We start from the raw sequence: 22,841 nt of genomic DNA, 5'->3' as shown, positions 1-22,841 counted from the left end.
AAAATGAAAATTAATGAATATTGTATACTTAAATTTTTTAATATAAATAGTAAAAAAATATTAAAATTATTAGATAAATCAGGATTAGAAGTTAATAATGTAATTAAAACTAATAATAATATATATAAAATAATTTCTGGAAAAATAATAGATATTTTATATTTAAAAGATGAAGAATATTTAATAAAATTAAATATATCTAAATTAAAATATATAACTATAAAACAAAATATAAAATATGATAATTATTTAAAAAACTCAATTGTAGCATTAATATTCTTTAATAAAAATAAAAAAGTATATATATATACTCCTAAAATATTAGAAATAAACAATAATAATGATCCAATAATTTTAAATAAAAATACAAAATTAGGAATAGATTTATCATATTTATTAATATTTAATTTTAATATTATTGATATAAAAATTCCAAATAATAGATTAGATTGTTTAAATATTTTAGGCATATGCAAAGAAATATCTATAATAAATAATATAAAAATAAATTTACCTTTTAATAATATAAAAATAAATCCTTCTATAGATAAAAAATTTTTTATAAATATAATAGATAAAAATATTTGTTCTAAATATTGTGGTTTTTATTTAGAAAAAATAGAAGGAGAATATAATACTCCGATAGAAATAAAAGAAAAGTTAATTCATAGTGATTTTAAAATTAATAATAATATTAATGATATAATTAATTATATATTTTTAGAAACAGGATATTTAATAAACATATTTAATATATATGATATATATGATAATGAAATTATAATAAAATTAACAAACAATGATTCTTATTATTTAGTAAATAATAAGAATGTATTTATATATAGAAATACATTATCAGTATTTAATAATAATAATGAAATATTAAATATACCAGGAATAGATATAAAAAAAAATATAAATAATTATAATAATATTTTTATTGGTTGTGGATCATTTAATTATAAATTTATAAATATAAATAAAAATTTATATAATAATACAAATCATTTTGTAGAAAATAATGAAATAGAAGTTGAATATAATTTAATATATTCAATATTAAAATATTTTATAAAAATATTATCTAATATTTATAAAATAAACTATTCATATATAAGTAAAAGTAATTTATTTAATATAAAAAAATATATAAATTTAAATATATATAAATTATATAAATTTATAGGATTTAAAATAAAATATGAAAATATAATTAATATTTTAAATAAATTAAAATTTAAATTTTCTATAAATAGTAATAATACTTTAAAAGTAGTGATACCTAAAACAAGATCTGATATAAATATAAAAGAAGATTTATTTGAAGAAATAATAAAAATATATGGATGCAATAAAATACCTAAATATAAAAAATCAGTTTTAAATAATAATTTAAACAATATATATTTAAATAAATTAAATAATAAAGAAAAAATTATATATAAAATAAAAAAATTTCTAATTTACAATGGTTTTAATGAAGTAATATCATATAGTTTAGTTAATAAAAACAAGCAAAATTTAATATATAAAAATAATCAAATAGATATAATTAATCCAATATCAGAGAATATGTCTTCGTTTAGAAGATCTTTATTAATTGGTTTATTAAATATAATTAAATTTAATGAAGATAGACAGGAGAATAATATTAAAATATTTGAACATGGATTTTGTTTTAATTATTTAAATAATATTATTGTTAATAATGAAATTTTATCAGGAATAATTTATGGTAATAAAAAAAATGATTTTTTTAAAATTAAAAGTAATGAATCATTTGATTTTTATGATATAAAAGGCAATGTAGAAGATATTTTATTATTTTTTTTTAATAAACATGAATTTTTATTTGTAAAAAATAAAAAAAATAATATATTTGATTTAAATCAAAGTTTAAAAATATTAAATATAAAAGAAAATATAATAATAGGATATTTTGGATATATAAATAATAATATTATAAAAATATTTAAATTAAAAAATAACGTTATTTTTTTTGAAATATATATAAACAATATTAATATTAATAAAAATACTAATATAAATAAAATTTATAATACTGTAATTAATAAAAGAGATATATCTGTAACTATTAATAATAATATTAATATATATAAAATAATAAATTATTTGAATAATATAAAAAATAATCAGACTATAAAACTAAATTTAATAGATTATTATAAAGAAGATAATATTAATAATAATTTTACTATAAGATTTTATATACAAGATAAATATAAAACATTAACATATTTTGATATAGAAAATATAGTTAATTTTTATATTTTAAAATTAAAAAATAAATTTAAGATAATAATAAAAAATTAGATTTATGTATGATATAAATAAAATAAGATCTAAATTTCCAATGTTAAATAATAATAATATATATTTAGATAATGCATCTAGTACATATAAACCAATATCAGTAATAAATGAAATAATAAATTTTTATAAAAATAAGTACTCATCTTATAATAGAAATATAGATTTAATATCTATTAATAATAAAAAAAATGTAGAATATACTAGAGAATATATATCTAAATTTATAAATTCTAATTATGATGAAATAGTTTTTACTACTGGTTCAACAGAAAGTATAAATTTAATAGCTAATTCATTACTAGAATTTTTAGATTATAATGATAATATATTAATTTCAATAATAGAACATCATTCTAATATATTACCTTGGTATAAAATTTCTGAAATAAAAAAAATTAAAATAAATATTATACAAATATATAATAATGGAATATTAAATTTAAATTCTATAAAAAAATTTATAAATAAAAAAACAAAAATAGTTTCAATATCACATGTATCTAATGTATTAGGTATACAAAATCCCATTACAAAAATAATAAAATTAATAAAATCAATAAATGAGAATACTATTATATTAATAGATGGATCACAAAGTATATCTCATATTAATATTGATGTTAAAAAATTAAATTGTGATTTTTATATATTTTCTGGTCATAAAATATATAGTTCTTATGGAATAGGTATTTTATATGGAAAATCAAAATTATTAAAAAAAATATCTCCTTATAAATTAGGTGGATCAATAATAAAATACTTTAAAAAAAATAAACCTATATATTTAAATAGTCCATGGAAATTTGAATCTGGATCTATAGATATATCAGGAATTTTTAGTATAAGAAAATCAATAGAATTTATAAAAAAAATTAACTTAGATAAAATTATTTTATGGGAAAGAAATATAACAAATTATGCAATAAATTTATTAAATAAGATACCTAATATAATTATTTATGGAAATATAAATAAAACACCTATTATATCTTTTAATATAAAAAATATTAATTGTTATGATATAAATTTTTTATTAAATAAAAATAATATTATAATAAGATCAGGAAATCAATGTTCTATACCATTAATGAATAGATATAATATATCAGGAGTATGTAGAATATCATTTGCTTTATATACTAATTATGAAGATATAAATACTTTTATAAAAAAATTAAAATTAATAATAAGTACTTATAAAAAATAAATTTATTTAATATTGTTTAAATTTATTATTTTTAATACATATCTAGGAGGAAATATTTTATTTTCTTTAAATTTAGTATTTACTATTTCTAATATATTTGAAATAACAAATTGAGAGTTTTCTCTAGATGTCCAAAATCTAATTGTAATTTCTATAGAAGTATAAGTTATTGAACTTATAATTATAAAAGTTGGATGATTTTTAGATATTCTATTTTCATATTTAAAAGAATCTTGTATTAATAATTTAGCTAATTTTATATCAGAACTTCTATCTATATTAATACATGTACTTATTAATTTTAAGGGTTCTGAAGATAAATTTATTATATTTCCTGATAAAATTTTACTATTAGGAACAATAACTATCTTGCCATCTAAAGTTCTTAATGTAGTAGAAAATAATTGTACAGAAACTATAAATCCTAATATACCTCCTCCTATATCAATATAATCATTTATTTTAAAATGTCTAAATCCTACTAATAATATTCCAGCTGCAAAATTAGATAATGAATTTTGTAATGCTAAACCAATAGCTAATCCTGCTGCTCCTAATATAGTAACTATTGAAGTAGTTTCTACACCGATTTTATTTAAAGAAATTATAGAAAATAATATAATTACACTATATTTTATAGTAGTAGATACAAAATTTATAGCTGTTTTATCTATATTTTTATATTCCATTATTTTATTTAAAAATTTAGAAACTAAATTAGATAAAATTACTCCAATAAGTAAAAAAGATATAGATAAAAATATACTATAAATATAATTAAATAAAAAAAGTTTATAATTAACTATTTTATTTAGAATAATAGAGTTATTCATATTTATTTATTACCTCATTTTTATTAAATTTATTAATTTTATAAACAATTTTTTAAAAAAATATATATTTATAAAATATTAAATAAATTATTTTTAATATTTTTAATTGTTAATAATATATTAGGCATTATTCCAAACCATATATAACAAGAATATGCGGCTTGACTTATTAACATTCCTAAACCATCAGAATTAAATTTAGATCCATTATATTTACACCAATATATGAATGGAGTATCTTTATTTAAATCATAAAATAAATCATAACATTTTACTTTATCATTTATTATGAACGATGGTAATTCAGGAATATTTCCATGTATTCCGCTAGAAGTAGCATTTATAATTAAATCAAATTTATTATTTATATATAGATAGTTTATGTCTATAACATTTATATTATTTATATTTTTTTTATTAAAAAAATTTTTTATATTTAAAGCTTTTTCATAAGTTCTATTAAATATATTTATATTTTTAACTTTATTATATAAACTAGGTATTATAGATTTTACAGATCCTCCAGCTCCTAATAATAAAATATTATAATTTTTATTAATAAAATTTAGTCTATTAAGATCAAAAATAATACCTAATCCATCAGTATTATCACCTAATAAATTTCCATTATTATTTTTTATAACATTAACTGAGTTTGAAATTAAAGATCTATTAGTTAATAAATTACAATATTTTACTACATACTCTTTAAATGGAACTGTTATATTAGCACCATTACCATTATTTGAAAAAAAATTAAAAAATTTTTTTTCAAATTCATTATTTTCTACACAAATATTATAATATTTATAGTTAATATTAATTTGTTTAGAAAAAATTTTATGTATAATATATGATTTACTATGTTTAACAGGATTTCCAAATAGTACAAATTCATTCATAATATGCTCACAAAAATTTAATTTAATATAATAAAGTATATCATATATAATATAATTATGTATTAAATAATAATAATTTAAATTATAAATATATGACAATATTAAATATATTAATTTATCCAAATAAAAATTTAAATAAAGTAGCTAAATTAGTAAAAAATATAAATTTAAATATAAAAAAAATAATATCAGATATGATAGATACTATGTATTATAATAAAGGTATAGGATTATCAGCAACTCAAGTTAACATAAATAAAAGAATTATAGTTATAGATGTATCTGAATCTAAAAATAATCCATTAATTTTAATTAATCCAATAATTTTAAATAAAAATAATAATATAGAAATTATAGAAGGATGTTTATCATTTCCAAATATTTTTTTAAAAACTAAAAGATTTAATGAAATTTTAATAAGATTTACTAATATTAATAATGAAGTTAATACATTAGAAGTCGATAATTTACTATCAGTATGTATACAACATGAAATAGATCATTTAAATGGCATACTATTTATAAAATATGCATCAGAAAAAGATATTAAAAAAATAAATAATATTTTTATAAAAAATGAATAATAAACTTAAAATAATATTTTTTGGGTCATCATATTTTTCATTATCAATACTAGAAAATATATGTAAATTTAATAAATTTTTATTTTTATATATAATAACTAAAGATAATAATTTAAAAATTAATAAAAATAATTATATAAATTTAATTAAATTATTTTCAATTAAAAATGGTATAAATATATTACAATCAAGAAATTTAAATGAAAATATTATAAATATAATTAAAAAATCAAATCCAGATTTAATAATAATAGCTTCTTATGGAAATTTAATACCAAATTCAATAATAAATATACCAAAATTTGGATGTATAAATATACATTGTTCTATACTACCTAAATGGAAAGGTCCATTTCCAATATATTGGCAAATAATATCTGGTGAAAAAGAATCTGGAATAACAATAATAAAGATAAATTCTAAATTAGATTCAGGTAATATAATATTTCAAAAAAAATGTAAAATTTCTGAAAAAGAAAACTATGTGAGTTTAGAAAAAAAATTAATAGATATTAGTTGTGAATCTATTATATATTTATTACATAAATATATAAATAATGAAAAAATTAATGAAATAAAACAAATAAATAATAATAATTATGAATATGCAAGAAAAATAAATAAAAAAATAGATACAAAAATTAATTGGAATTTATCATCTATAAATATAGATCGTTGTATAAGAGCTAATTATATATATGGTTCGTATTTTTATTACGAAAATATTTATATAAAATTATGGGAAGCAGAAATTTTAACAACTAAAAAAAATCTTTATAAAATAGGGGAAATTTTATATATAGATAAAGACGGTATGGGAGTTAATACAAAAGAAGGAATAATACAGATAAAAGTAATTCAATTTCCAAGTAAAAAAAAAATAGATATAAAAAATTATATAAATTCAAATAATATAATATTTAAAATAGGTAATTTATTAAATTAAATTAATAAATTTTTATCAACTAATTCTATAAAAGACATTTTAGAATTATCTCCTTTTCTATTATTAATCTTTATTATTCTTGTATATCCTCCTAATCTATTAATATATAAAGGAGCTATTTTATTAAAAAGTAAAAATACATTTTTTTTATTTTTTAATTTATTTAAAATTATTCTCCTATTATGTAAATTATTAATTTTAGATCTATTTATTATAGGTTCTATAATATGTCTTAATTCTTTAGCTTTATCTAAAGTTGTTTTTATAATTTTATTTTCAATTAAAGAATTACACATATTTAAAAACATTGATTTATAGTGACTTCTAGTAATATTTAGATGTCTACCAAATTTTTTATGTCTCATAATTTATTAAATTTTTGTTCCTAATTTTAAATTTAAAGTATTTAATATATTTTTTATTTCAGATAAAGATTTTTTACCTAAATTAGATATTTTTAATAATTCATCTTCACTTTTTATAATTAAATCTTTTATACAAAATATAGATTCTGATTTTAAACAATTTAAGGATCTAATTGTTAATTCTAAATCATCTATTGATTTTAATAAAATTTTATCATCTAATTTATTAGAGTTAGTATAATTATTTGTTTCATTTTTTACAATTAATTCATCTTTATTATTTAATAATAAAACGTTAAATTGATCTATTAAAATATTAGATGCCATTTTTATAACATATTCAGAATCAACTGATCCATTAGTTTCTAAATATATAATTAATTTATCTAAATCTGTTTTATTTTCTACTCTAGTAGCTTCTATATTATAAGATACTTTTTTAATAGGGTTAAAATTAGCATCTATAAATAATTTACCTATAATAGTATTATTATCATTTTTATTTTTTTTTAAAATATTAAATGGATTATATCCAATACCTCTTTGTAATTTCATATTAATATTTAAATTTATTAAATTACTTGTTATATTGCATATAATATGATCTTTATTAAATATTTTTATATTATTATTAGGTTTAATATCATTTGCTGTTACAGGACCTATTTCATTTTTATTTATTACTAATAATTCACTATCTATATCTTCATTTATTATTCCTATAGATAAATCTTTTATATTTAATAATATATTAACTATATCTTCTTTAACTCCTTTTTTACCTTCATATTCATGAATAATACCTTCTATTTCAACTTCTGTTATAGCAAATCCAGGTATATAAGATAGTAATACTCTTCTTAATGAATTACCTATAGTATGACCAAATCCTCTTTCTAAAGGATATATAATAATATTAGATTTGTTATTACCAATATTTTCTATATATAACTTAGGTTTTAATAAATTTTTAATCATATTTACCCTATTTATTTATCTTGAATATAATTCAATAATTAAATTTTCATTTATATCTTTTAATATATCTAATCTATTAGGTGTATATAAAAATTCTCCAGATAAATTATTTATATTAACATTTATCCAATCTAATTTTTCTTTATTTTTGAATAAATTTATAGAAAATATAATTTTAGGATTATTTAATAATTTTTTATGTAATCTTATTATAGTATTAGGAGTAACATGATAAGATGGAATATTAATTATTTTATCATTAACTAATACTAATTTATGATTTATTATTTGTCTTGATTCTCTTCTTGTTGATGCAAATCCCATTCTATATACTATATTATCTAATCTACTTTCTAATAATTTAATTAAATAGTTACCAGTATTTTCTTTTTTATTAATAGATTTTTTATAATAATTTAAAAATTGTTTTTCTAAAATCCCATATATTCTTTTTAATTTTTGTTTTTCTCTTAATCTTATACCATAATCTGAATATTTATATTTTTTACTAAAATTTTCTCCAGGTATTTTATTAAATTTACATTTTGATTCTATTAATTTACATCCGGATTTTAATGATAAATCAAAATTATCTCTTCTACTTAATTTTAATTTTGGTCCTATATATTTAGACATATATTTATATTCTTCTTCTTTTTGGAGGCCTACAACCATTATGTGGTATAGGAGTTATATCTATTATACTAGTTATATGTATACCAGAATTATATAATGCTCTAATTGCTGATTCTCTTCCTGGACCTGGTCCAGATATTCTTATAGATAAATATTTTATTCCAAAATTAGATTTTGCTTTTTCTACACATTTTTCAGAAGTTATTTGTGATGCAAATGGTGTAGATTTTTTAGAACCTTTAAATCCAGAACTACCAGATGTACACCAATTTAAAACATTACCATTACAATCAGTTATTGTTATTATAGTATTATTAAATGATACATGTATATAAGCAATACCTTCTGATATTTGAATATTATTATTTTTACTTACGTTTTTTTTGTTTTTCATTTAATACCTTACTTTTAATAAATTTATTTTTTATTATTTTATCTTTTAAATATTTTTTACATGTTTTAGCATTTGTTCTAGTTCTTTGTCCTCTTACAGGAAGATGTTTTTTATGTCTTATACCTCTATAAGATCCTAAATCTATCAATTTTTTTATATTAAAATAATTTATTCTTTTCAAATCATTTTCTATAATATATTTATTTAATTCCTTTTTTATATCTTCTATATTTTGATTTGATAAGTCAGATACTTTTGTATTTAAATTTATATTTAAACATTTACATATTTTTTTAGATAAAGAAAAACCTATACCATATATATAAGTTAATGATATATATATATATTTATTATTTGGAATATTAACTCCTGCTATTCTTGTCATAATTATCCTTGTCTTTGTTTATGTTTAGGATATTTACAATAAATTCTTATTACATTCTTTCTTTTTAATAATTTACAATTTTTACAAATTATTTTTACTGAAGTTCTTACTTTCATATTTAAGTATATATATATTTATTTATATTTAACTAATTTTTTATATTTATTTTTTTTAAAATTAAATTATATTTATTTGAAGTTATTATAACTTCCATTTTATATATTATATCTAATATAACTGATGTTACTATTAATATAGAAGTACCATTTGATATAATTGGATAATTAATTATATTTTTCATCAAATTAGGTATTAAAAATATAATATTTACATAAAATGAATTAATTAAAGATAATTTATTAATTATTTCTTCTATATAAATACATGTTTGATTTCCTGGTCTAATTTTATATATATAAGCACCTATTTTTTTAAAATTTTTAGAAATATCTTTACAATTAAACATTAATAATGAATATATATTACAAAATAAATATATAATAGACATATATATAATATTATATATAAATGTATTAGGATTAATAGTATTTATAATTATTAATAAAAAATTATATTTTAGTATTTTTTTAATATAATTTATTAATAATAATAATAATATCATAAAACTTGATGTAAATATTATAGGAGTAACTCCAAGAATATTTATTTTTATAGGAAGATATATATATTGTATATTCAATATTTCTTCTTTATAATTATATTTTTTATAAAAATTTATAATTATTTTTTTTTGTGCACATTCTATAAAAACTATAAAATTAATTATTAAAAATAATAAAATAATTGTAAATATAAATGAATAAATACTTATATAACCATTTTTTATTTGATTAAATATATTTATAATATTCTCTGGAATATCTGATATAATTCCTGAAAACATTATCATAGATGTACCATTACCTATTCCATTTAATGTTATTTTATTACTTAACCATATTAAAAATGTTGTTCCTGTAGTTAAACTAATAATTTGTAATATTATATTATTATAATTAAAAACGTTATTAGAATTATTTTTAAAGTAAAAAAAATTAGGTATACTAAAAATAGTAATAAATGATTGTAATAAAGATAAAAACAATGTACATAAATAAATATATTTATTTATTTTATATTTATTTTCATTATTTGATTTTAATTCTTTAAAATAATCAAAAATTACACATAATATTTCTATTATTATAGAAGAAGATATATAAGGTATAATTCCTAAAGAAAATATAGAAAATCTTTTTAATGATCCACCAGAAAATAAATTAAACATATTTATAATATATCCTTCTTGTTTTTTATACATATTATTTAATATAATATTTGTATTTATATTAGGAATAGGTATAAAAGATCCGATTCTAAATATTATTAAATATAATAATAATATCAAAATTTTATTTTTTAATTCTATTAAATTTTCATTTATTTTAAATATATTAAAATTATTCATTATATTTTATAAAATATTTATATTTCTATTGATCCTCCATTGTTTTCTATAGATTTTAAAACATTTTTACTAAATAAAATATTTTTTAAAATTATTTTTCTATTTATATTGTAATCAAATATTAACTTAATTAAATTAATATTCTTTTTTATAAGTTTTTTTTCTTTTAAAATATTTATATTTATATTTATATCATTTATTAAATTAAGTTTAGATAATTTCAATTCAAATATTTTATTTTTTTTAATTCTATTAAAACCAAATTTAGGTAACCTTCTATAAATAGATGTTTGACCACCTTGAAATAATTTATTTATTTTATATCCAGATCTAGATTTTTGTCCTTTATGTCCTCTACCTCCGGTTTTACCATTTCCAGAACCTATACCTCTACATATTCTTTTTCTTTTAAATTTTGAATTTTTTAAAGGATGTATATTATTTAGTTTCATAACATTTTAACTTTAAAATATATTTATTTATTTTTAATATAAAAATCATTTATTTAATCTATTTTTATTAATAAAGTCAATTAAATTTATATTATTTATAGCATTAATTGTAGCTTTAACTACATTAATTGGATTAGTAGAACCATATATTTTACTAAATATATTTTTTATACCGGATACTTCAAAAATAGATCTTATTACATTTCCTGCTATTATACCAGTTCCTTCACAGGCAGGTTTAATAAATACTTTAGAGCATAAATATTTACCATAAGATCTATATAAAATAGTTTTTTTATTTATTATAATATTAACAATATTATTTTTTGCTTTTTCTATAGATTTTTGTATAGCAACAGGAATTTCTTTAGATTTTCCATATCCATATCCTACAGATCCATTATTATTTCCAATAACTGTTAATGCAGTAAAACTAAATATACGTCCTCCTTTAACAGTTTTAGAAACTCTATTTATACAAATTAGTTTTTCAATAAAATTATTCATATATTTATATTTTAAATAATTAATCCATTTTTTCTAGCTGATTCAACAAGACATTTTATTTTACCATGAAATCTAAATCCAGATTTATCTAAAAAAACTTTAAATATATTATTTTTAATAGATCTTTCAGAAATTATTTTCCCTATAAAACAAGCTGACTCTTTATTTCCTGTATATATATTTTTATTTTTTAAATATTTATTAATACTTTTCTCAGTTGTAGAAGCATAAACTTCTATATTATTTTTTTCTATAGAAAATATTTGTGCATATATATGTCTAGAAGTTTTATAAATTAATAATCTATTTAATTTTATATTATTTATTTTTTTTCTAATATTTTTTATTTTTAAATTATAAGATTTATTTATTTTATTTTTCATATTACTATTTTTTCTTATTAGATTGTTTTATTAATATTTTTTCATTACAATAACGTATTCCTTTACCTTTATAAACTTCTGGTTTTTTATAATTTCTTATTATAGAAGCAATTTTACCGACAATTTGTTTATCTATTCCAAATATAGTTATTTCATTATTATTTAATAAATTTATTTTAATATTATTTGGAAATTTATATTTAATTTCATGAGAAAAACCAGCATTTATAATTAGTAAATCATTATTTAAATTAAATTTATATCCTACTCCTACTATAATTAATTTTTTAGTATAACCAAAATTAACACCAAAAATATTATTTTTTATAATAGAAAAAATTGTTTTTATATAAGAATTATTTTTATTATATCTATGATTTAGTGTGTTATTTTTTAATATTATTTTATTATCTATAATATTAATTATTAATAAATCACTAAACTTAAGATCAATATTACCTAAATTTCCACTAATATTTAAAATATTATTTGTTATATTAACATTAATATTAATAGGTATATCTATACACAAATTATCTATATATTTTTTTTTAATCATAAATTTAATTTATTAAGATATAAAAAACATTATTTCACCACCTAAATTATTTTTTCTTAAATCTGTATCTAACATTATTCCTTTAGAAGTAGAAACAACTAAAAATCCGTATTCAATTTTAAATTTATTTATATCTTTATTTTTAGAAAAAATTCTTAAACTTGGTTTACTTATTCTTTTTAATTTATTTATATATGGTATATTATTTATATATTTTAAATATATTTCTATAAATTTATTATTATTTATTTTTTTTATATTAGTATCAGATATAAAATTATTATATTTTAATACATCTAATATAGAATTTTTTAATTTAGAAAAATATACAATTACATTTTTTTTATTAGAAATTTGACCATTTCTTATTATTGTTAACATATCTGAAATTGGATCTTGAAAGCTCATAATATTATTTCTTTTATAATTTATAAATTACCAACTTGATTTTTTTAAACCAGGTATAAATCCTTTAACAGCTAATTTTCTTAATTCTAATCTACTTAATCCAAACCTTCTTATAAATCCTCTTGGTCTACCGGTATTAATGCATCTATTTCTTAATCTAGACATAATAGAATTTTTAGGAAACTTTTGCAATTTTAATATAAAATTCCATTTTTCAATTTTAGAATATAAATTACTAATTATTTTTTTTTTTAATTCCATTCTTTTATTAAAAAATTTATTAACCATAATTTTTCTTTTATATTCTCTTAATAAAACTGATTTTTTAGACATTTATTATTTACCATTATCTATATTTTCTTTAAATGGGAAATTTAATTTTTTTAATAATAAAAATGATTCATTTATAGAACTAGATTTTATATTTATATTTATATCCATTCCCTTTATTTTATCTATTAAATTATAATCTATTTCTGGAAATATTATTTGTTCATCTATACCAATATTATAATTTCCATTTTTATCAAATGATTTAAAAGATAAACCTCTAAAATCTCTTATTCTAGGTATAGCTATATTAATTAATTTATATATAAAAATCCACATAATTTTATTTCTTAATGTTACTTTACATCCAATAGGATATCCTTTTCTTATTTTAAAATTAGATATTGATTTTTTAGATTTAGTAATAATAGGTTTTTGACAAGAAATTTTTTCTAATTCTTTTAATGAATTATCCATAAGTTTTTTATTATAAAATGCATCACCTATACCAATATTTAATGTTATTTTTTCAATTTTAGGTACTTGCATTATAGAAGAATAATTCATTATATCTTTAATTTCATATATAATTTTATTTTTATATAGTTTATATAATTCATTCATTTTAATTATCTAATATTTTATTATTTGATTTTAATATTCTAAATTTCTTATTATTAATAATAAGAAATTTAATCTTGTCTAATTTATTAATTTCTTTATTAAAATAAGCTACATTAGAAATATTTATTTTAGATTCTTTTAAAATAAAATTTTTATTATTATTATTACAGATTTTAACACTTTTTTTAACTAAATTAATTTTATCTACTATTATATAATTATTATTTACAAATTTAATAATTTTTCCAATTTTACCTTTGTATTTTCCAGTTATAACTATTACATCATCATTAATTTTAATCTTTTTTGACATAAAAAATAAAATATTAATTAAAAAATTATATTACTTCAGGAGCTAAAGAAACTATTTTTAAAAAATTTTTATATCTTAACTCATTAGTAACAGGTCCAAATATTCTAGTACCTATAGGATTTTTTGTTGAATTTATTAATACACAAGAATTACTATCAAATTTAATATAAGATTTATTTAATCTATGAATATTTTTTTTTGTTCTTATTATAACAGCATCAAATATTTCTCCTTTTTTAATTTTACTTCTAGGAATAATTTCTTTAACAGTTACTTTTATAATATCTCCTACATAAGCATATTTTTTTTTTGATCCACCTAAAACTTTTATACACATAACTTTTTTAGCACCTGAATTATCAGATACTAATAATATAGTTCTTTCTTGAATCATATTATTTAATAGGATTATTAATAGATATTTTTTTTATAAAAATCCAAGATTTCATTTTAGATATAGGTCTAGATTCTTTTATCAAAACAAAATCATTTATTTTGCAAGAATTAAGTTCATCATGAACATAAAATTTAGTAATTTTATTTATATATTTTTTATAAAGTTTATGTTTAACTTTTTTTTCAACTTTAACAATTATAGATTTATTCATTCTATCACTTATAACTTTACCTATAATTCCCTTTTTATTAGAATTGTTCATTATTTTATTTTTTATTATTAATAGAAATTAAAGTATTTATTTTTGCTATATCTTTTTTAATTTTTCTTAAAAGATGATTTTTTTTAAAATTATTATTTTTTATTTTAATTTTTAATTTAAATTTTTCAAAAATTAATAAATTTAATTTATTATATAATTCTTTATTATCTATACACATATAATTTAAATATATTTATTTTTTATAATAAATAAAGTTTTTACAGGTAATTTATCTGAAGCTAATTTAAATGATTTTCTAGCTACTTCTTCAGAAATATAATCTATTTCATATAAAATACATCCTGGTTTTGTAACAAAAACCCAATTTTCTACATTTCCTTTACCCTTTCCCATTCTAACTTCTAAAGGTTTTTTTGTTAAAGGTTTATCAGGAAATATTCTTATCCACAATTTTCCTTGTCTTTTCATAGATTTAGATATTGCTTTACGAGCAGATTCTATTTGTGCAGAAGAAATAAAACCTCTACTTATTGATATTAATCCAAATAAACCAAAACTAATTTTTGAATCAATTATAAAACCAGTATTTCTACCTTTTTGCATTTTTCTAAATTTAGTACTTTTAGGTTGTAACATAATTATAAAAAATATATATACAGATTAATTATATTAATAATTAACATATTTTATTTAAATATTTCACCTTTAAATATCCAAACTTTAACTCCTATTATACCATATGTAGTTTTAGATAAAGATAAATCATAATCTATATCAGCTCTTATTGTATGTAATGGTATTCTACCTTCTTTATACCATTCAGTTCTTGCTATTTCTGAACCCCCTAATCTACCACTAATTTTAATTTTTACTCCTTTAGCACCAGACTTAATAATTAACTGAATAAATTTTTTTATTACTTTTTTAAATGAAATTCTTTTCTCTATTTGATATGCTATATTTTTAGCAACTAATTTAGCATTTAAATTTGGTTTTTTTACTTCTACTATATTTATTTTTATTATCGATAAATTAGAAATTTTGTATATATCTTTTTTTAATTCATCAATATATTCTCCTTTTTTACCTATTATAGTTCCTGGTTTAGATGTATGTATATATATATTAATAGAATTAGATAATCTTTCTATTAATATATTAGATATCATAGATTTACTAAGTTTATTTTCTATATATTTTCTAATTAAAAAATCATTATGTAAATTTTTTACAAATTCTTTTTTATCGAAAATCCATATAGAATTCCAATTTTTTATTATACCTAAACGAAAAATATTAGGATCTACTTTTTGACCCATATTTTATTATTTAATAATTATTAGATAAAATAACAGTTATATTACTTGAACGTTTTATAATATTATCTAATTTACCTTTTGCTCTAAAAGAAACTCTTTTTAATGAACGACCTTTATTTATATAAATACTTAATATTTTTAAATTATCTATATCTAATCCAAAATTATGTTCTGCATTAGAAATAGCAGAATTAATAATTTTTTTTAATATAAAAGAAGATTTATTTGATACGAATGTTAAATAATTTAAAACATAAGAAACTTTTTTATTAGAAATAAAATTAGATATATTTTTTAATTTTTTGTTTGAAATTCTTATATTAATACCTTTAGCAATAATTTTCATATATTATTTTTCTTTATTTAATACATGTCCATTAAATGTTCTAGTAGGTGAAAACTCACCTAATTTATGACCAACCATATCATTAGATATAAATACAGGTATATGTTTTTTACCATTATGAACTAAAATTGTTAATCCTACCATATTTGGAAAAATAGTAGAACATCTAGACCAAGTTTTTATAGGTTTATTATCTTTATTTTTTAAAGACTTTTCAATTTTTTTTAATAAACTTATATCAATAAATGGTCCTTTTTTTAAAGATCTAGACATAATTATTATTTATTTCTTGCTTTTATTATTAATTTATCAGTTAGTTTATTATTTCTTGTTTTTTTACCTTTTGTATATTTTCCCCAAGGAGTAACCGGATGTTTACCAAAATTTTTACCTTCACCTCCACCATGAGGATGATCTATAGGATTCATAGCAGTTCCTCTAACAGTTGGTCTAACTCCTTTCCATCTATTAGATCCAGCTTTACCTAAAGATATTAATACTTTTTCTGAATTACCAACTTCTCCTATTGTTGCTCTACAATTTAAATTTATATTTCTTATTTCACCAGATTTTAGTCTTAAAATAGCATATTTTTTACTTTTTGATATTAAAGAAGAATAACATCCAGCTGATCTAGATATCTTACCTCCTTTACCAGGATTAAATTCAATATTATGTATTTTACTTCCTACAGGAATATCTCTTATTAATAAACTACTACCTACAGATGTAGATGTACCATTAGATTCTATTTTATCTCCTATTTTTAATCCTTTTGGTAATAATATATATTTTTTAATATTATTATTAACTATTAAAGCTATATTTGATGATCTATTTGGATCATATTCAAATCTACTTACTATTCCATTTGTATCTATTCTTTTAAAATCTATAATTCTATAAAATCTTTTATGACGACCTCCTATATGTCTAGTAGTTATTCTACCTTTATTATTACGTCCTCCAGTTTTGTTTAAAATTTTTGTTAATCTTTTTATAGGTCTTCCTTTATATAGTTCTTTATTTTTTAATCTAACCATATGACGAATTCCTGGAGATGTAGGTTTATACTTTATTAATGTCATATAATTTATCTTCTAATTTATTTATATTTATATATTCATTTTTATTTAAAAAAATAAATGCTTTTTTATATATTTTGGTATATCCAACATTATTATTATTTCTTTTTATTTTTTTTTTTGTTTTTAATATATTTATTTTTTTAACCTTTATTTTAAAAATATTTAATATAGATTTTTTTATATCATTTTTAGTAAAATTTTTATCTATTTTTAAAACTAAAATATTATATTTTTCTAAAAATTTACTTTTTTTAGATAAATGTATAGATTTTATACATTCAAAATATTTACATAAATTCATGATAATATTTTTTCTAAGTATTTAATTGATTCTGTTGTAATTATTATTTTACTAAAATTAATTACATTTAATATATTAATATTTGGTATATATTCTATATTTACTTTATATAAATTATTAGATGCTCTTATTAAATTGATATCTTTAAAATGAGTTATTATTATAACATTATTATTTATATTTAAATTTTTTAATTTTTCAATTAATAATTTTGTTTTAGAAATTTCTATTGAGAAATTATTAAAAACTAAAATATTATTATTACGAATAAATTCTGATAAAATAGATTTACATGCTAAATTATACATTTTTTTATTTATTTTTTTTTTATACGAAATAAATTGACTTCCAAAAGTTACACCACCAGATCTCCATATAGGACTTTTTTTACTTCCAGATCTAGCTTTTCCAGTACCTTTTTGTTTCCAAGGTTTTTTATTTGAACCAGATACATTAGATCTATTCTTATTAAATTTAGTTCCTTTCTTAGAATTTAATTTATAAGAAGTAAAAACTTGATGTATTAAAGATTCATTAAATTTTATATTAAAAACAGTATCAAGTAAACTTATATTATATTTATCGTCATTAATACTTAGTTCCATTAATTTATATAGATTTAATTATTAAATTACTTCCTATTAATCCAGAACATGATCCCTTTATAACCAAAATTTTATTATTAATATTAAAATCAATAATTTTTAAATTTTTAGTTGTAACTTTAACACATCCATAATGACCTGACATTTTTTTATTTTTAAATACTCTTCCAGGACTTTGATTTTGCCCTATAGAACCAGGAGCTCTATGTGATAAAGAATTACCATGAGTAGAATCTTGAGATTTAAAATTCCATCTTTTTATAACTCCAGAAAATCCTTTACCCTTAGAATATCCAGTTATATCTACTTTTTTAATATCTTTTAAAAAAGAAATATCTATTTTATTTCCTATATCAGAATTTTTATATTTATTAAAATTATTAAATTCCCATATTTTATTTACTTTAATATTATTTTTTTTAAATACTCCTAAAATAGATTTATTTATTTTATTATTATTTGATTTAATAGTTATTTTTAATTTACTAATATTATTAATATTATTATAAATATCAATAATATAATTATCTATTAAATAAATTAAAGTTACTGGTATAGAAGATCCATTTTCTAAAAATAATCTACTCATTCCAGCTTTTTTACCAATTATATATTTCATATAAATTATAAATTAGATATTATTCTAACATCCACTCCTGCATCTAAATTTAAATACATAAGAGAGTCTACTGTTTTATTAGTTGGATTAATTATATCTATTAATCTTTTATAAGTACGAATTTCATATTGATCTCTTGCATTTTTATCAATATTAGGAGAAATTAATATAGTAAATTTTTCTATTTTTGTAGGTAAAGGTACAGGTCCACGAATTAAAGATCCAGTTCTTTTAACAGTATTAATTATATCCATAGATGATTTATTTATTAAATAAAAATCAAAAGATTTTAATTTAATACGTATTTTATTATTAATCATAGATAAAATTCACAAATGTAATTTTATAATTAATTATATTATAACATCATTTATATAAATTAACTATTTTAATTATTTATTATTTTATTTGAAATATTTAAAGGAATTTCTTTATAATTAAAAAATTTCATAGAATAAAAAGCTTTACCTTGAGTTTTTGACCTTAATTCTGTTGCATAACCAAACATCTCAGATAAAGGAGTATACGATATTATTTTTTTACTATTTAAATCTATATTAATTACATCATCTATAATACTTCTTTTTTTATTTAAATCACCTATTACATCTCCTATATATTCTTCAGGAGTTTCAATCTCAACTTTCATTATTGGTTCTAATAAAATAGGATTTGCTTTTAAAAATGCTTCCTTAAATGCTATTGAACTAGCTATTTTAAATGCTATTTCAGAAGAATCCACTTCATGATATGATCCGTCATAACAAGTAACTTTTATATTAACTATAGGATATCCATATAATATACCATTTTTCATTTGTTCTTGAATTCCTTTATTTATAGCTGATAAATATTCTTTAGGTATAGAACCTCCAACTATTTTGTCAACAAATTCATAATTTGATGAATTGTTTGGTTCTATTTTTAACCATACATGACCATATTGTCCTCTACCCCCAGTTTGTCTTATATATTTACCTTCTTGATTAACAGTACTTTTAATTGTTTCTCTATAAGCAACTTGAGGTTTACCTATATTAGCTTCCACATCAAATTCTCTTTTCATTCTATCTACTAATATTTCTAAATGTAATTCTCCCATACCTGATATTATTGTTTGACCGGTTTCTTCATTTATTTTTGCTTTAAAAGAAGGATCTTCTTTAGTTAATTTATTTAATGCTATACTCATTTTTTTTTGATCAGATTTAGTTTTTGGTTCTATAGCTATAAAAATTACTGGTTCTGGAAAATCAATTTTTTCTAATATTATAGGATTATTTATATCACATAATGTATCTCCAGTATTAATGTTTTTTAATCCTATTGCAGCAGCTATATCACCAGATTTAACTTCTTTTATTTCTTCTTTTTTATTTGCATGCATTTGAACTATTCTTCCTATTCTTTCTTTTATATTTTTAGTTGAATTTAGAATATAATCACCAGATTTAATTTTACCTGAATAAACTCTAAAAAATGTTAAATTTCCAACAAAAGGATCAGATAAAATTTTAAATGCTAAAGCAGAAAATGGAGAATTATCATTAGGAACTCTTTCTTCTATAATATTATATTTTGAATTTGAATATCCTTTTATATTTTTTATTTCATTTGGAGATGGAAGATAATCTATTATACAATCTAATATAGGTTGAATACCTTTATTTTTAAAAGCAGATCCACAAATAACTAATGTTATATCATTATTTATAACTCTTTTTTTTAATCCAGATTTTATTTCAATTTCATTTAAATATCCTTTTTTAAAATATAAATCTAATAATTTTTCAGATGATTCAGCAGAATGTTCAATTATATTTTTATTTAATTCATATGATATATCTTTTAATTTATTTGGTATTTCAGAATATGTAAAACTTAATCCTTGATCTGAATCATTCCAATAAATAGATTTCATTTTTATTAAATCTATAACACCAACAAATTTATCTTCTAATCCTATTGGTATTTGTATAGGTAAAGTAATAGTATTTAATTTGTTTTTTATTTGATCTACAACATTAAAATAATTAGCACCAATTCTATCCATTTTATTTACAAAAGCTATTCTAGGTATCGAATATTTATTAACTTGTTTCCAAACAGTTTCGGATTGTGGTTGAACACCACCAACAGCACAATATACCATAATAGCGCCATCTAGTACTCTCATAGATCTTTCAACTTCTATTGTAAAATCTACATGTCCTGGAGTATCTATGATATTAATTCTATGAGATTTAAACTGATTTAACATACCTGTCCAAAAACAAGTAGTTGCAGCAGATGTTATAGTTATTCCTCTTTCTTGTTCTTGGATCATCCAATCCATAGTTGCACAACCATGATGAACTTCACCTATTTTTCTATTTATACCAGTATAAAATAGTATCCTTTCTGTAACAGTTGTTTTACCTGCATCTATATGAGCACTTATACCTATATTTCTATAATTTTCAATTAAAGTATTTTTTAACATTTTACCACCTATAATGAGCAAAAGCTTTATTTGCATTTGCTATTTTATAAATTTCATTTCTTTTTTTTATTGATAATCCTTTATTATTTAAAGCATCTAATAATTCATTTGATAATTTAATTTTTATATTAAATTTTTCATTTCTTTTTTTTGCAAATGATATTATCCATCTTATTGCTAAAGTATTTCCTCTATCTAATTTAACTTCTATAGGAATTTGATAAATAGATCCTCCAATTTTTCTAGATTTAACTTCTATAACTGGTCTAACATTATTTAGTACATTTTCTAATGATTCTAAATGAGATTTATTAGTATTATTAGATAATACATCTAATGCATAATATACTATACTTTCAGCTAATGTTTTTTTTCCACTAATCATTACTAAATTTATAAATTTAGATACTAAAATAGAATTAAATTTTATATCAGGAAGTATACTTTTTTTATTAAAAACTGATTTACGAGACATAATTATAATATTATTTATTAACGTTTTGTTCCATATTTAGATCTACTATTTTTTCTATTTTTAACACCTGAACAATCTAAAGTACCTCTAATTACATGATATCTAACTCCAGGTAAATCTTTTACTCTTCCTCCTTCTATTAAAATTATAGAATGTTCTTGTAAATTATGACCTTCTCCACCAATATATGCTGTAACTTCAAAACCATTAGTTAATTTAACTCTACAAACTTTTCTTAATGCAGAATTAGGTTTTTTAGGAGTTACTGTATATACTTTTGTACATACCCCTCTTTTTTGAGGACATTTTAATAAAGCTGGAACATTACTTTTATATATTTTTGATTTTCTTTTATTTTTAATTAATTGATTTATAGTAACCATAAAATAATTTTATTTATAATTAATTTATAATTAATATAATATACTATAAAATATT

36 protein-coding genes are annotated in these 22,841 nt (G+C 17.3%); 4 read left to right on the top strand and 32 right to left on the bottom strand.

Annotation, left to right across the window (positions count from 1 at the left end; translation table 11 throughout):
* Nucleotides 1–3 precede the first annotated feature (3 nt).
* Together NARPIN1_RS00650 and NARPIN1_RS00645 are read left to right on the top strand one after the other, a co-directional pair.
* Nucleotides 4–2,334 carry a phenylalanine--tRNA ligase beta subunit-related protein gene (locus NARPIN1_RS00650; protein ID WP_130579228.1) on the top strand — a complete coding sequence of 777 codons (2,331 nt, stop codon included), beginning with the start codon at nucleotides 4–6 and terminating at the stop codon, nucleotides 2,332–2,334.
* Nucleotides 2,335–2,338: 4 nt separating this feature from the next.
* A complete protein-coding gene (locus NARPIN1_RS00645; protein WP_130579227.1) occupies nucleotides 2,339–3,541 on the top strand; it encodes an aminotransferase class V-fold PLP-dependent enzyme in 1,203 nt (400 codons plus the stop codon).
* Between the two features lie 2 nt (nucleotides 3,542–3,543).
* Here NARPIN1_RS00645 and NARPIN1_RS00640 read toward each other — a convergent pair whose 3' ends face one another.
* Together NARPIN1_RS00640 and aroE are read right to left on the bottom strand one after the other, a co-directional pair.
* Complete coding sequence (locus tag NARPIN1_RS00640; protein ID WP_130579225.1) at nucleotides 3,544–4,374, bottom strand: mechanosensitive ion channel domain-containing protein; 831 nt, start codon at nucleotides 4,372–4,374, stop codon at nucleotides 3,544–3,546.
* A gap of 68 nt (nucleotides 4,375–4,442) precedes the next feature.
* Entirely contained in the window at nucleotides 4,443–5,276 is an 834-nt protein-coding gene (aroE, locus tag NARPIN1_RS00635; RefSeq protein WP_130579223.1) for a shikimate dehydrogenase, read from the bottom strand.
* A gap of 92 nt (nucleotides 5,277–5,368) precedes the next feature.
* Here aroE and def point away from each other — a divergent pair, with 92 nt between their 5' ends.
* Together def and fmt are read left to right on the top strand one after the other, a co-directional pair.
* Nucleotides 5,369–5,860 carry a peptide deformylase gene (def, locus tag NARPIN1_RS00630; RefSeq protein WP_130579221.1) on the top strand — a complete coding sequence of 164 codons (492 nt, stop codon included), beginning with the start codon at nucleotides 5,369–5,371 and terminating at the stop codon, nucleotides 5,858–5,860.
* Entirely contained in the window at nucleotides 5,853–6,806 is a 954-nt protein-coding gene (fmt, locus tag NARPIN1_RS00625) for a methionyl-tRNA formyltransferase (RefSeq protein ID WP_130579219.1), read from the top strand. The genes def and fmt overlap by 8 nt, the downstream gene beginning before the upstream one ends.
* On the opposite strand, the gene rplQ is transcribed toward fmt, so the two are convergent.
* From rplQ to rpsL, 30 genes are all read right to left on the bottom strand, one after another.
* Nucleotides 6,803–7,171 carry a 50S ribosomal protein L17 gene (gene rplQ, locus NARPIN1_RS00620; RefSeq protein ID WP_130579217.1) on the bottom strand — a complete coding sequence of 123 codons (369 nt, stop codon included), beginning with the start codon at nucleotides 7,169–7,171 and terminating at the stop codon, nucleotides 6,803–6,805. The two genes, fmt and rplQ, sit on opposite strands and share 4 nt — an antisense overlap.
* Before the next feature lie 6 nt (nucleotides 7,172–7,177).
* Entirely contained in the window at nucleotides 7,178–8,149 is a 972-nt protein-coding gene (locus NARPIN1_RS00615; protein ID WP_130579215.1) for a DNA-directed RNA polymerase subunit alpha, read from the bottom strand.
* A 15-nt stretch (nucleotides 8,150–8,164) separates the two neighbouring features.
* Nucleotides 8,165–8,785 (bottom strand): 30S ribosomal protein S4, encoded by a 621-nt coding sequence (gene rpsD / locus NARPIN1_RS00610; protein WP_130579437.1) that lies wholly within the window; start codon nucleotides 8,783–8,785, stop codon nucleotides 8,165–8,167.
* Between the two features lie 4 nt (nucleotides 8,786–8,789).
* Nucleotides 8,790–9,179, bottom strand: coding sequence for a 30S ribosomal protein S11 (rpsK, locus tag NARPIN1_RS00605; RefSeq protein ID WP_130579213.1), 390 nt, complete (start codon nucleotides 9,177–9,179; stop codon nucleotides 8,790–8,792).
* Complete coding sequence (gene rpsM, locus NARPIN1_RS00600; protein ID WP_130579211.1) at nucleotides 9,154–9,564, bottom strand: 30S ribosomal protein S13; 411 nt, start codon at nucleotides 9,562–9,564, stop codon at nucleotides 9,154–9,156. Before rpsM ends, rpsK begins: the two co-directional genes overlap by 26 nt.
* Nucleotides 9,565–9,566: 2 nt before the next feature.
* Nucleotides 9,567–9,680, bottom strand: coding sequence for a 50S ribosomal protein L36 (gene rpmJ / locus NARPIN1_RS00595; RefSeq protein ID WP_130579208.1), 114 nt, complete (start codon nucleotides 9,678–9,680; stop codon nucleotides 9,567–9,569).
* A 32-nt stretch (nucleotides 9,681–9,712) separates the two neighbouring features.
* Nucleotides 9,713–11,032, bottom strand: a complete 1,320-nt coding sequence (gene secY, locus NARPIN1_RS00590) for a preprotein translocase subunit SecY (RefSeq protein WP_130579206.1) — start codon at nucleotides 11,030–11,032, stop codon at nucleotides 9,713–9,715.
* Between the two features lie 17 nt (nucleotides 11,033–11,049).
* Nucleotides 11,050–11,484 carry a 50S ribosomal protein L15 gene (gene rplO / locus NARPIN1_RS00585; protein ID WP_130579204.1) on the bottom strand — a complete coding sequence of 145 codons (435 nt, stop codon included), beginning with the start codon at nucleotides 11,482–11,484 and terminating at the stop codon, nucleotides 11,050–11,052.
* A gap of 45 nt (nucleotides 11,485–11,529) precedes the next feature.
* Nucleotides 11,530–11,991: a 30S ribosomal protein S5 gene (gene rpsE, locus NARPIN1_RS00580; protein ID WP_130579202.1), complete on the bottom strand. Its 462-nt coding sequence runs from the start codon at nucleotides 11,989–11,991 to the stop codon at nucleotides 11,530–11,532.
* 11 nt (nucleotides 11,992–12,002) lie between these two features.
* A complete protein-coding gene (locus NARPIN1_RS00575; protein ID WP_130579199.1) occupies nucleotides 12,003–12,374 on the bottom strand; it encodes a 50S ribosomal protein L18 in 372 nt (123 codons plus the stop codon).
* A gap of 4 nt (nucleotides 12,375–12,378) precedes the next feature.
* Complete coding sequence (locus NARPIN1_RS00570) at nucleotides 12,379–12,933, bottom strand: 50S ribosomal protein L6 (RefSeq protein WP_130579197.1); 555 nt, start codon at nucleotides 12,931–12,933, stop codon at nucleotides 12,379–12,381.
* A gap of 12 nt (nucleotides 12,934–12,945) precedes the next feature.
* A complete protein-coding gene (gene rpsH / locus NARPIN1_RS00565; RefSeq protein ID WP_130579195.1) occupies nucleotides 12,946–13,341 on the bottom strand; it encodes a 30S ribosomal protein S8 in 396 nt (131 codons plus the stop codon).
* Nucleotides 13,342–13,368: 27 nt separating this feature from the next.
* Nucleotides 13,369–13,674, bottom strand: a complete 306-nt coding sequence (gene rpsN, locus NARPIN1_RS00560) for a 30S ribosomal protein S14 (RefSeq protein ID WP_130579193.1) — start codon at nucleotides 13,672–13,674, stop codon at nucleotides 13,369–13,371.
* Nucleotides 13,675–13,677: 3 nt separating this feature from the next.
* Entirely contained in the window at nucleotides 13,678–14,235 is a 558-nt protein-coding gene (gene rplE / locus NARPIN1_RS00555; RefSeq protein ID WP_130579192.1) for a 50S ribosomal protein L5, read from the bottom strand.
* Between the two features lies 1 nt (nucleotide 14,236).
* Complete coding sequence (gene rplX / locus NARPIN1_RS00550) at nucleotides 14,237–14,548, bottom strand: 50S ribosomal protein L24 (RefSeq protein WP_130579190.1); 312 nt, start codon at nucleotides 14,546–14,548, stop codon at nucleotides 14,237–14,239.
* 25 nt (nucleotides 14,549–14,573) lie between these two features.
* A complete protein-coding gene (gene rplN / locus NARPIN1_RS00545) occupies nucleotides 14,574–14,942 on the bottom strand; it encodes a 50S ribosomal protein L14 (RefSeq protein WP_130579188.1) in 369 nt (122 codons plus the stop codon).
* A gap of 1 nt (nucleotide 14,943) precedes the next feature.
* Nucleotides 14,944–15,207, bottom strand: a complete 264-nt coding sequence (gene rpsQ / locus NARPIN1_RS00540) for a 30S ribosomal protein S17 (RefSeq protein ID WP_130579186.1) — start codon at nucleotides 15,205–15,207, stop codon at nucleotides 14,944–14,946.
* 4 nt (nucleotides 15,208–15,211) lie between these two features.
* A complete protein-coding gene (gene rpmC, locus NARPIN1_RS00535; RefSeq protein ID WP_130579184.1) occupies nucleotides 15,212–15,385 on the bottom strand; it encodes a 50S ribosomal protein L29 in 174 nt (57 codons plus the stop codon).
* A gap of 5 nt (nucleotides 15,386–15,390) precedes the next feature.
* On the bottom strand, nucleotides 15,391–15,804 hold the full coding sequence (gene rplP / locus NARPIN1_RS00530; protein ID WP_130579182.1) for a 50S ribosomal protein L16: 414 nt from the start codon (nucleotides 15,802–15,804) through the stop codon (nucleotides 15,391–15,393).
* Nucleotides 15,805–15,854: 50 nt separating this feature from the next.
* Entirely contained in the window at nucleotides 15,855–16,487 is a 633-nt protein-coding gene (gene rpsC, locus NARPIN1_RS00525) for a 30S ribosomal protein S3 (protein ID WP_130579180.1), read from the bottom strand.
* A gap of 10 nt (nucleotides 16,488–16,497) precedes the next feature.
* Nucleotides 16,498–16,833: a 50S ribosomal protein L22 gene (gene rplV, locus NARPIN1_RS00520; protein WP_130579178.1), complete on the bottom strand. Its 336-nt coding sequence runs from the start codon at nucleotides 16,831–16,833 to the stop codon at nucleotides 16,498–16,500.
* Nucleotides 16,834–16,836: 3 nt separating this feature from the next.
* On the bottom strand, nucleotides 16,837–17,106 hold the full coding sequence (gene rpsS, locus NARPIN1_RS00515; protein ID WP_130579176.1) for a 30S ribosomal protein S19: 270 nt from the start codon (nucleotides 17,104–17,106) through the stop codon (nucleotides 16,837–16,839).
* A 5-nt stretch (nucleotides 17,107–17,111) separates the two neighbouring features.
* Nucleotides 17,112–17,921, bottom strand: a complete 810-nt coding sequence (rplB, locus tag NARPIN1_RS00510) for a 50S ribosomal protein L2 (protein WP_130579174.1) — start codon at nucleotides 17,919–17,921, stop codon at nucleotides 17,112–17,114.
* On the bottom strand, nucleotides 17,902–18,222 hold the full coding sequence (gene rplW / locus NARPIN1_RS00505) for a 50S ribosomal protein L23 (RefSeq protein WP_130579172.1): 321 nt from the start codon (nucleotides 18,220–18,222) through the stop codon (nucleotides 17,902–17,904). The genes rplB and rplW overlap by 20 nt, the downstream gene beginning before the upstream one ends.
* On the bottom strand, nucleotides 18,219–18,827 hold the full coding sequence (gene rplD / locus NARPIN1_RS00500; RefSeq protein WP_130579170.1) for a 50S ribosomal protein L4: 609 nt from the start codon (nucleotides 18,825–18,827) through the stop codon (nucleotides 18,219–18,221). The genes rplW and rplD overlap by 4 nt, the downstream gene beginning before the upstream one ends.
* Before the next feature lie 4 nt (nucleotides 18,828–18,831).
* Nucleotides 18,832–19,446, bottom strand: coding sequence for a 50S ribosomal protein L3 (gene rplC, locus NARPIN1_RS00495; protein WP_130579168.1), 615 nt, complete (start codon nucleotides 19,444–19,446; stop codon nucleotides 18,832–18,834).
* A gap of 5 nt (nucleotides 19,447–19,451) precedes the next feature.
* Entirely contained in the window at nucleotides 19,452–19,766 is a 315-nt protein-coding gene (gene rpsJ, locus NARPIN1_RS00490; RefSeq protein WP_130579166.1) for a 30S ribosomal protein S10, read from the bottom strand.
* 68 nt (nucleotides 19,767–19,834) lie between these two features.
* On the bottom strand, nucleotides 19,835–21,928 hold the full coding sequence (fusA, locus tag NARPIN1_RS00485) for an elongation factor G (RefSeq protein ID WP_130579435.1): 2,094 nt from the start codon (nucleotides 21,926–21,928) through the stop codon (nucleotides 19,835–19,837).
* 1 nt (nucleotide 21,929) lies between these two features.
* Entirely contained in the window at nucleotides 21,930–22,403 is a 474-nt protein-coding gene (rpsG, locus tag NARPIN1_RS00480) for a 30S ribosomal protein S7 (protein WP_130579164.1), read from the bottom strand.
* 17 nt (nucleotides 22,404–22,420) lie between these two features.
* Complete coding sequence (rpsL, locus tag NARPIN1_RS00475) at nucleotides 22,421–22,786, bottom strand: 30S ribosomal protein S12 (protein WP_130579162.1); 366 nt, start codon at nucleotides 22,784–22,786, stop codon at nucleotides 22,421–22,423.
* Between the last annotated feature and the right edge of the window lie 55 nt (nucleotides 22,787–22,841).

The sequence above is a fragment of the endosymbiont of Pachyrhynchus infernalis genome (genome assembly GCF_004296515.1).
GTDB lineage: Bacteria > Pseudomonadota > Gammaproteobacteria > Enterobacterales > Enterobacteriaceae > Nardonella.
Note: the sequence above shows the minus strand (reverse complement) of the source record. Positions and strands in the feature narration are given on the sequence as shown.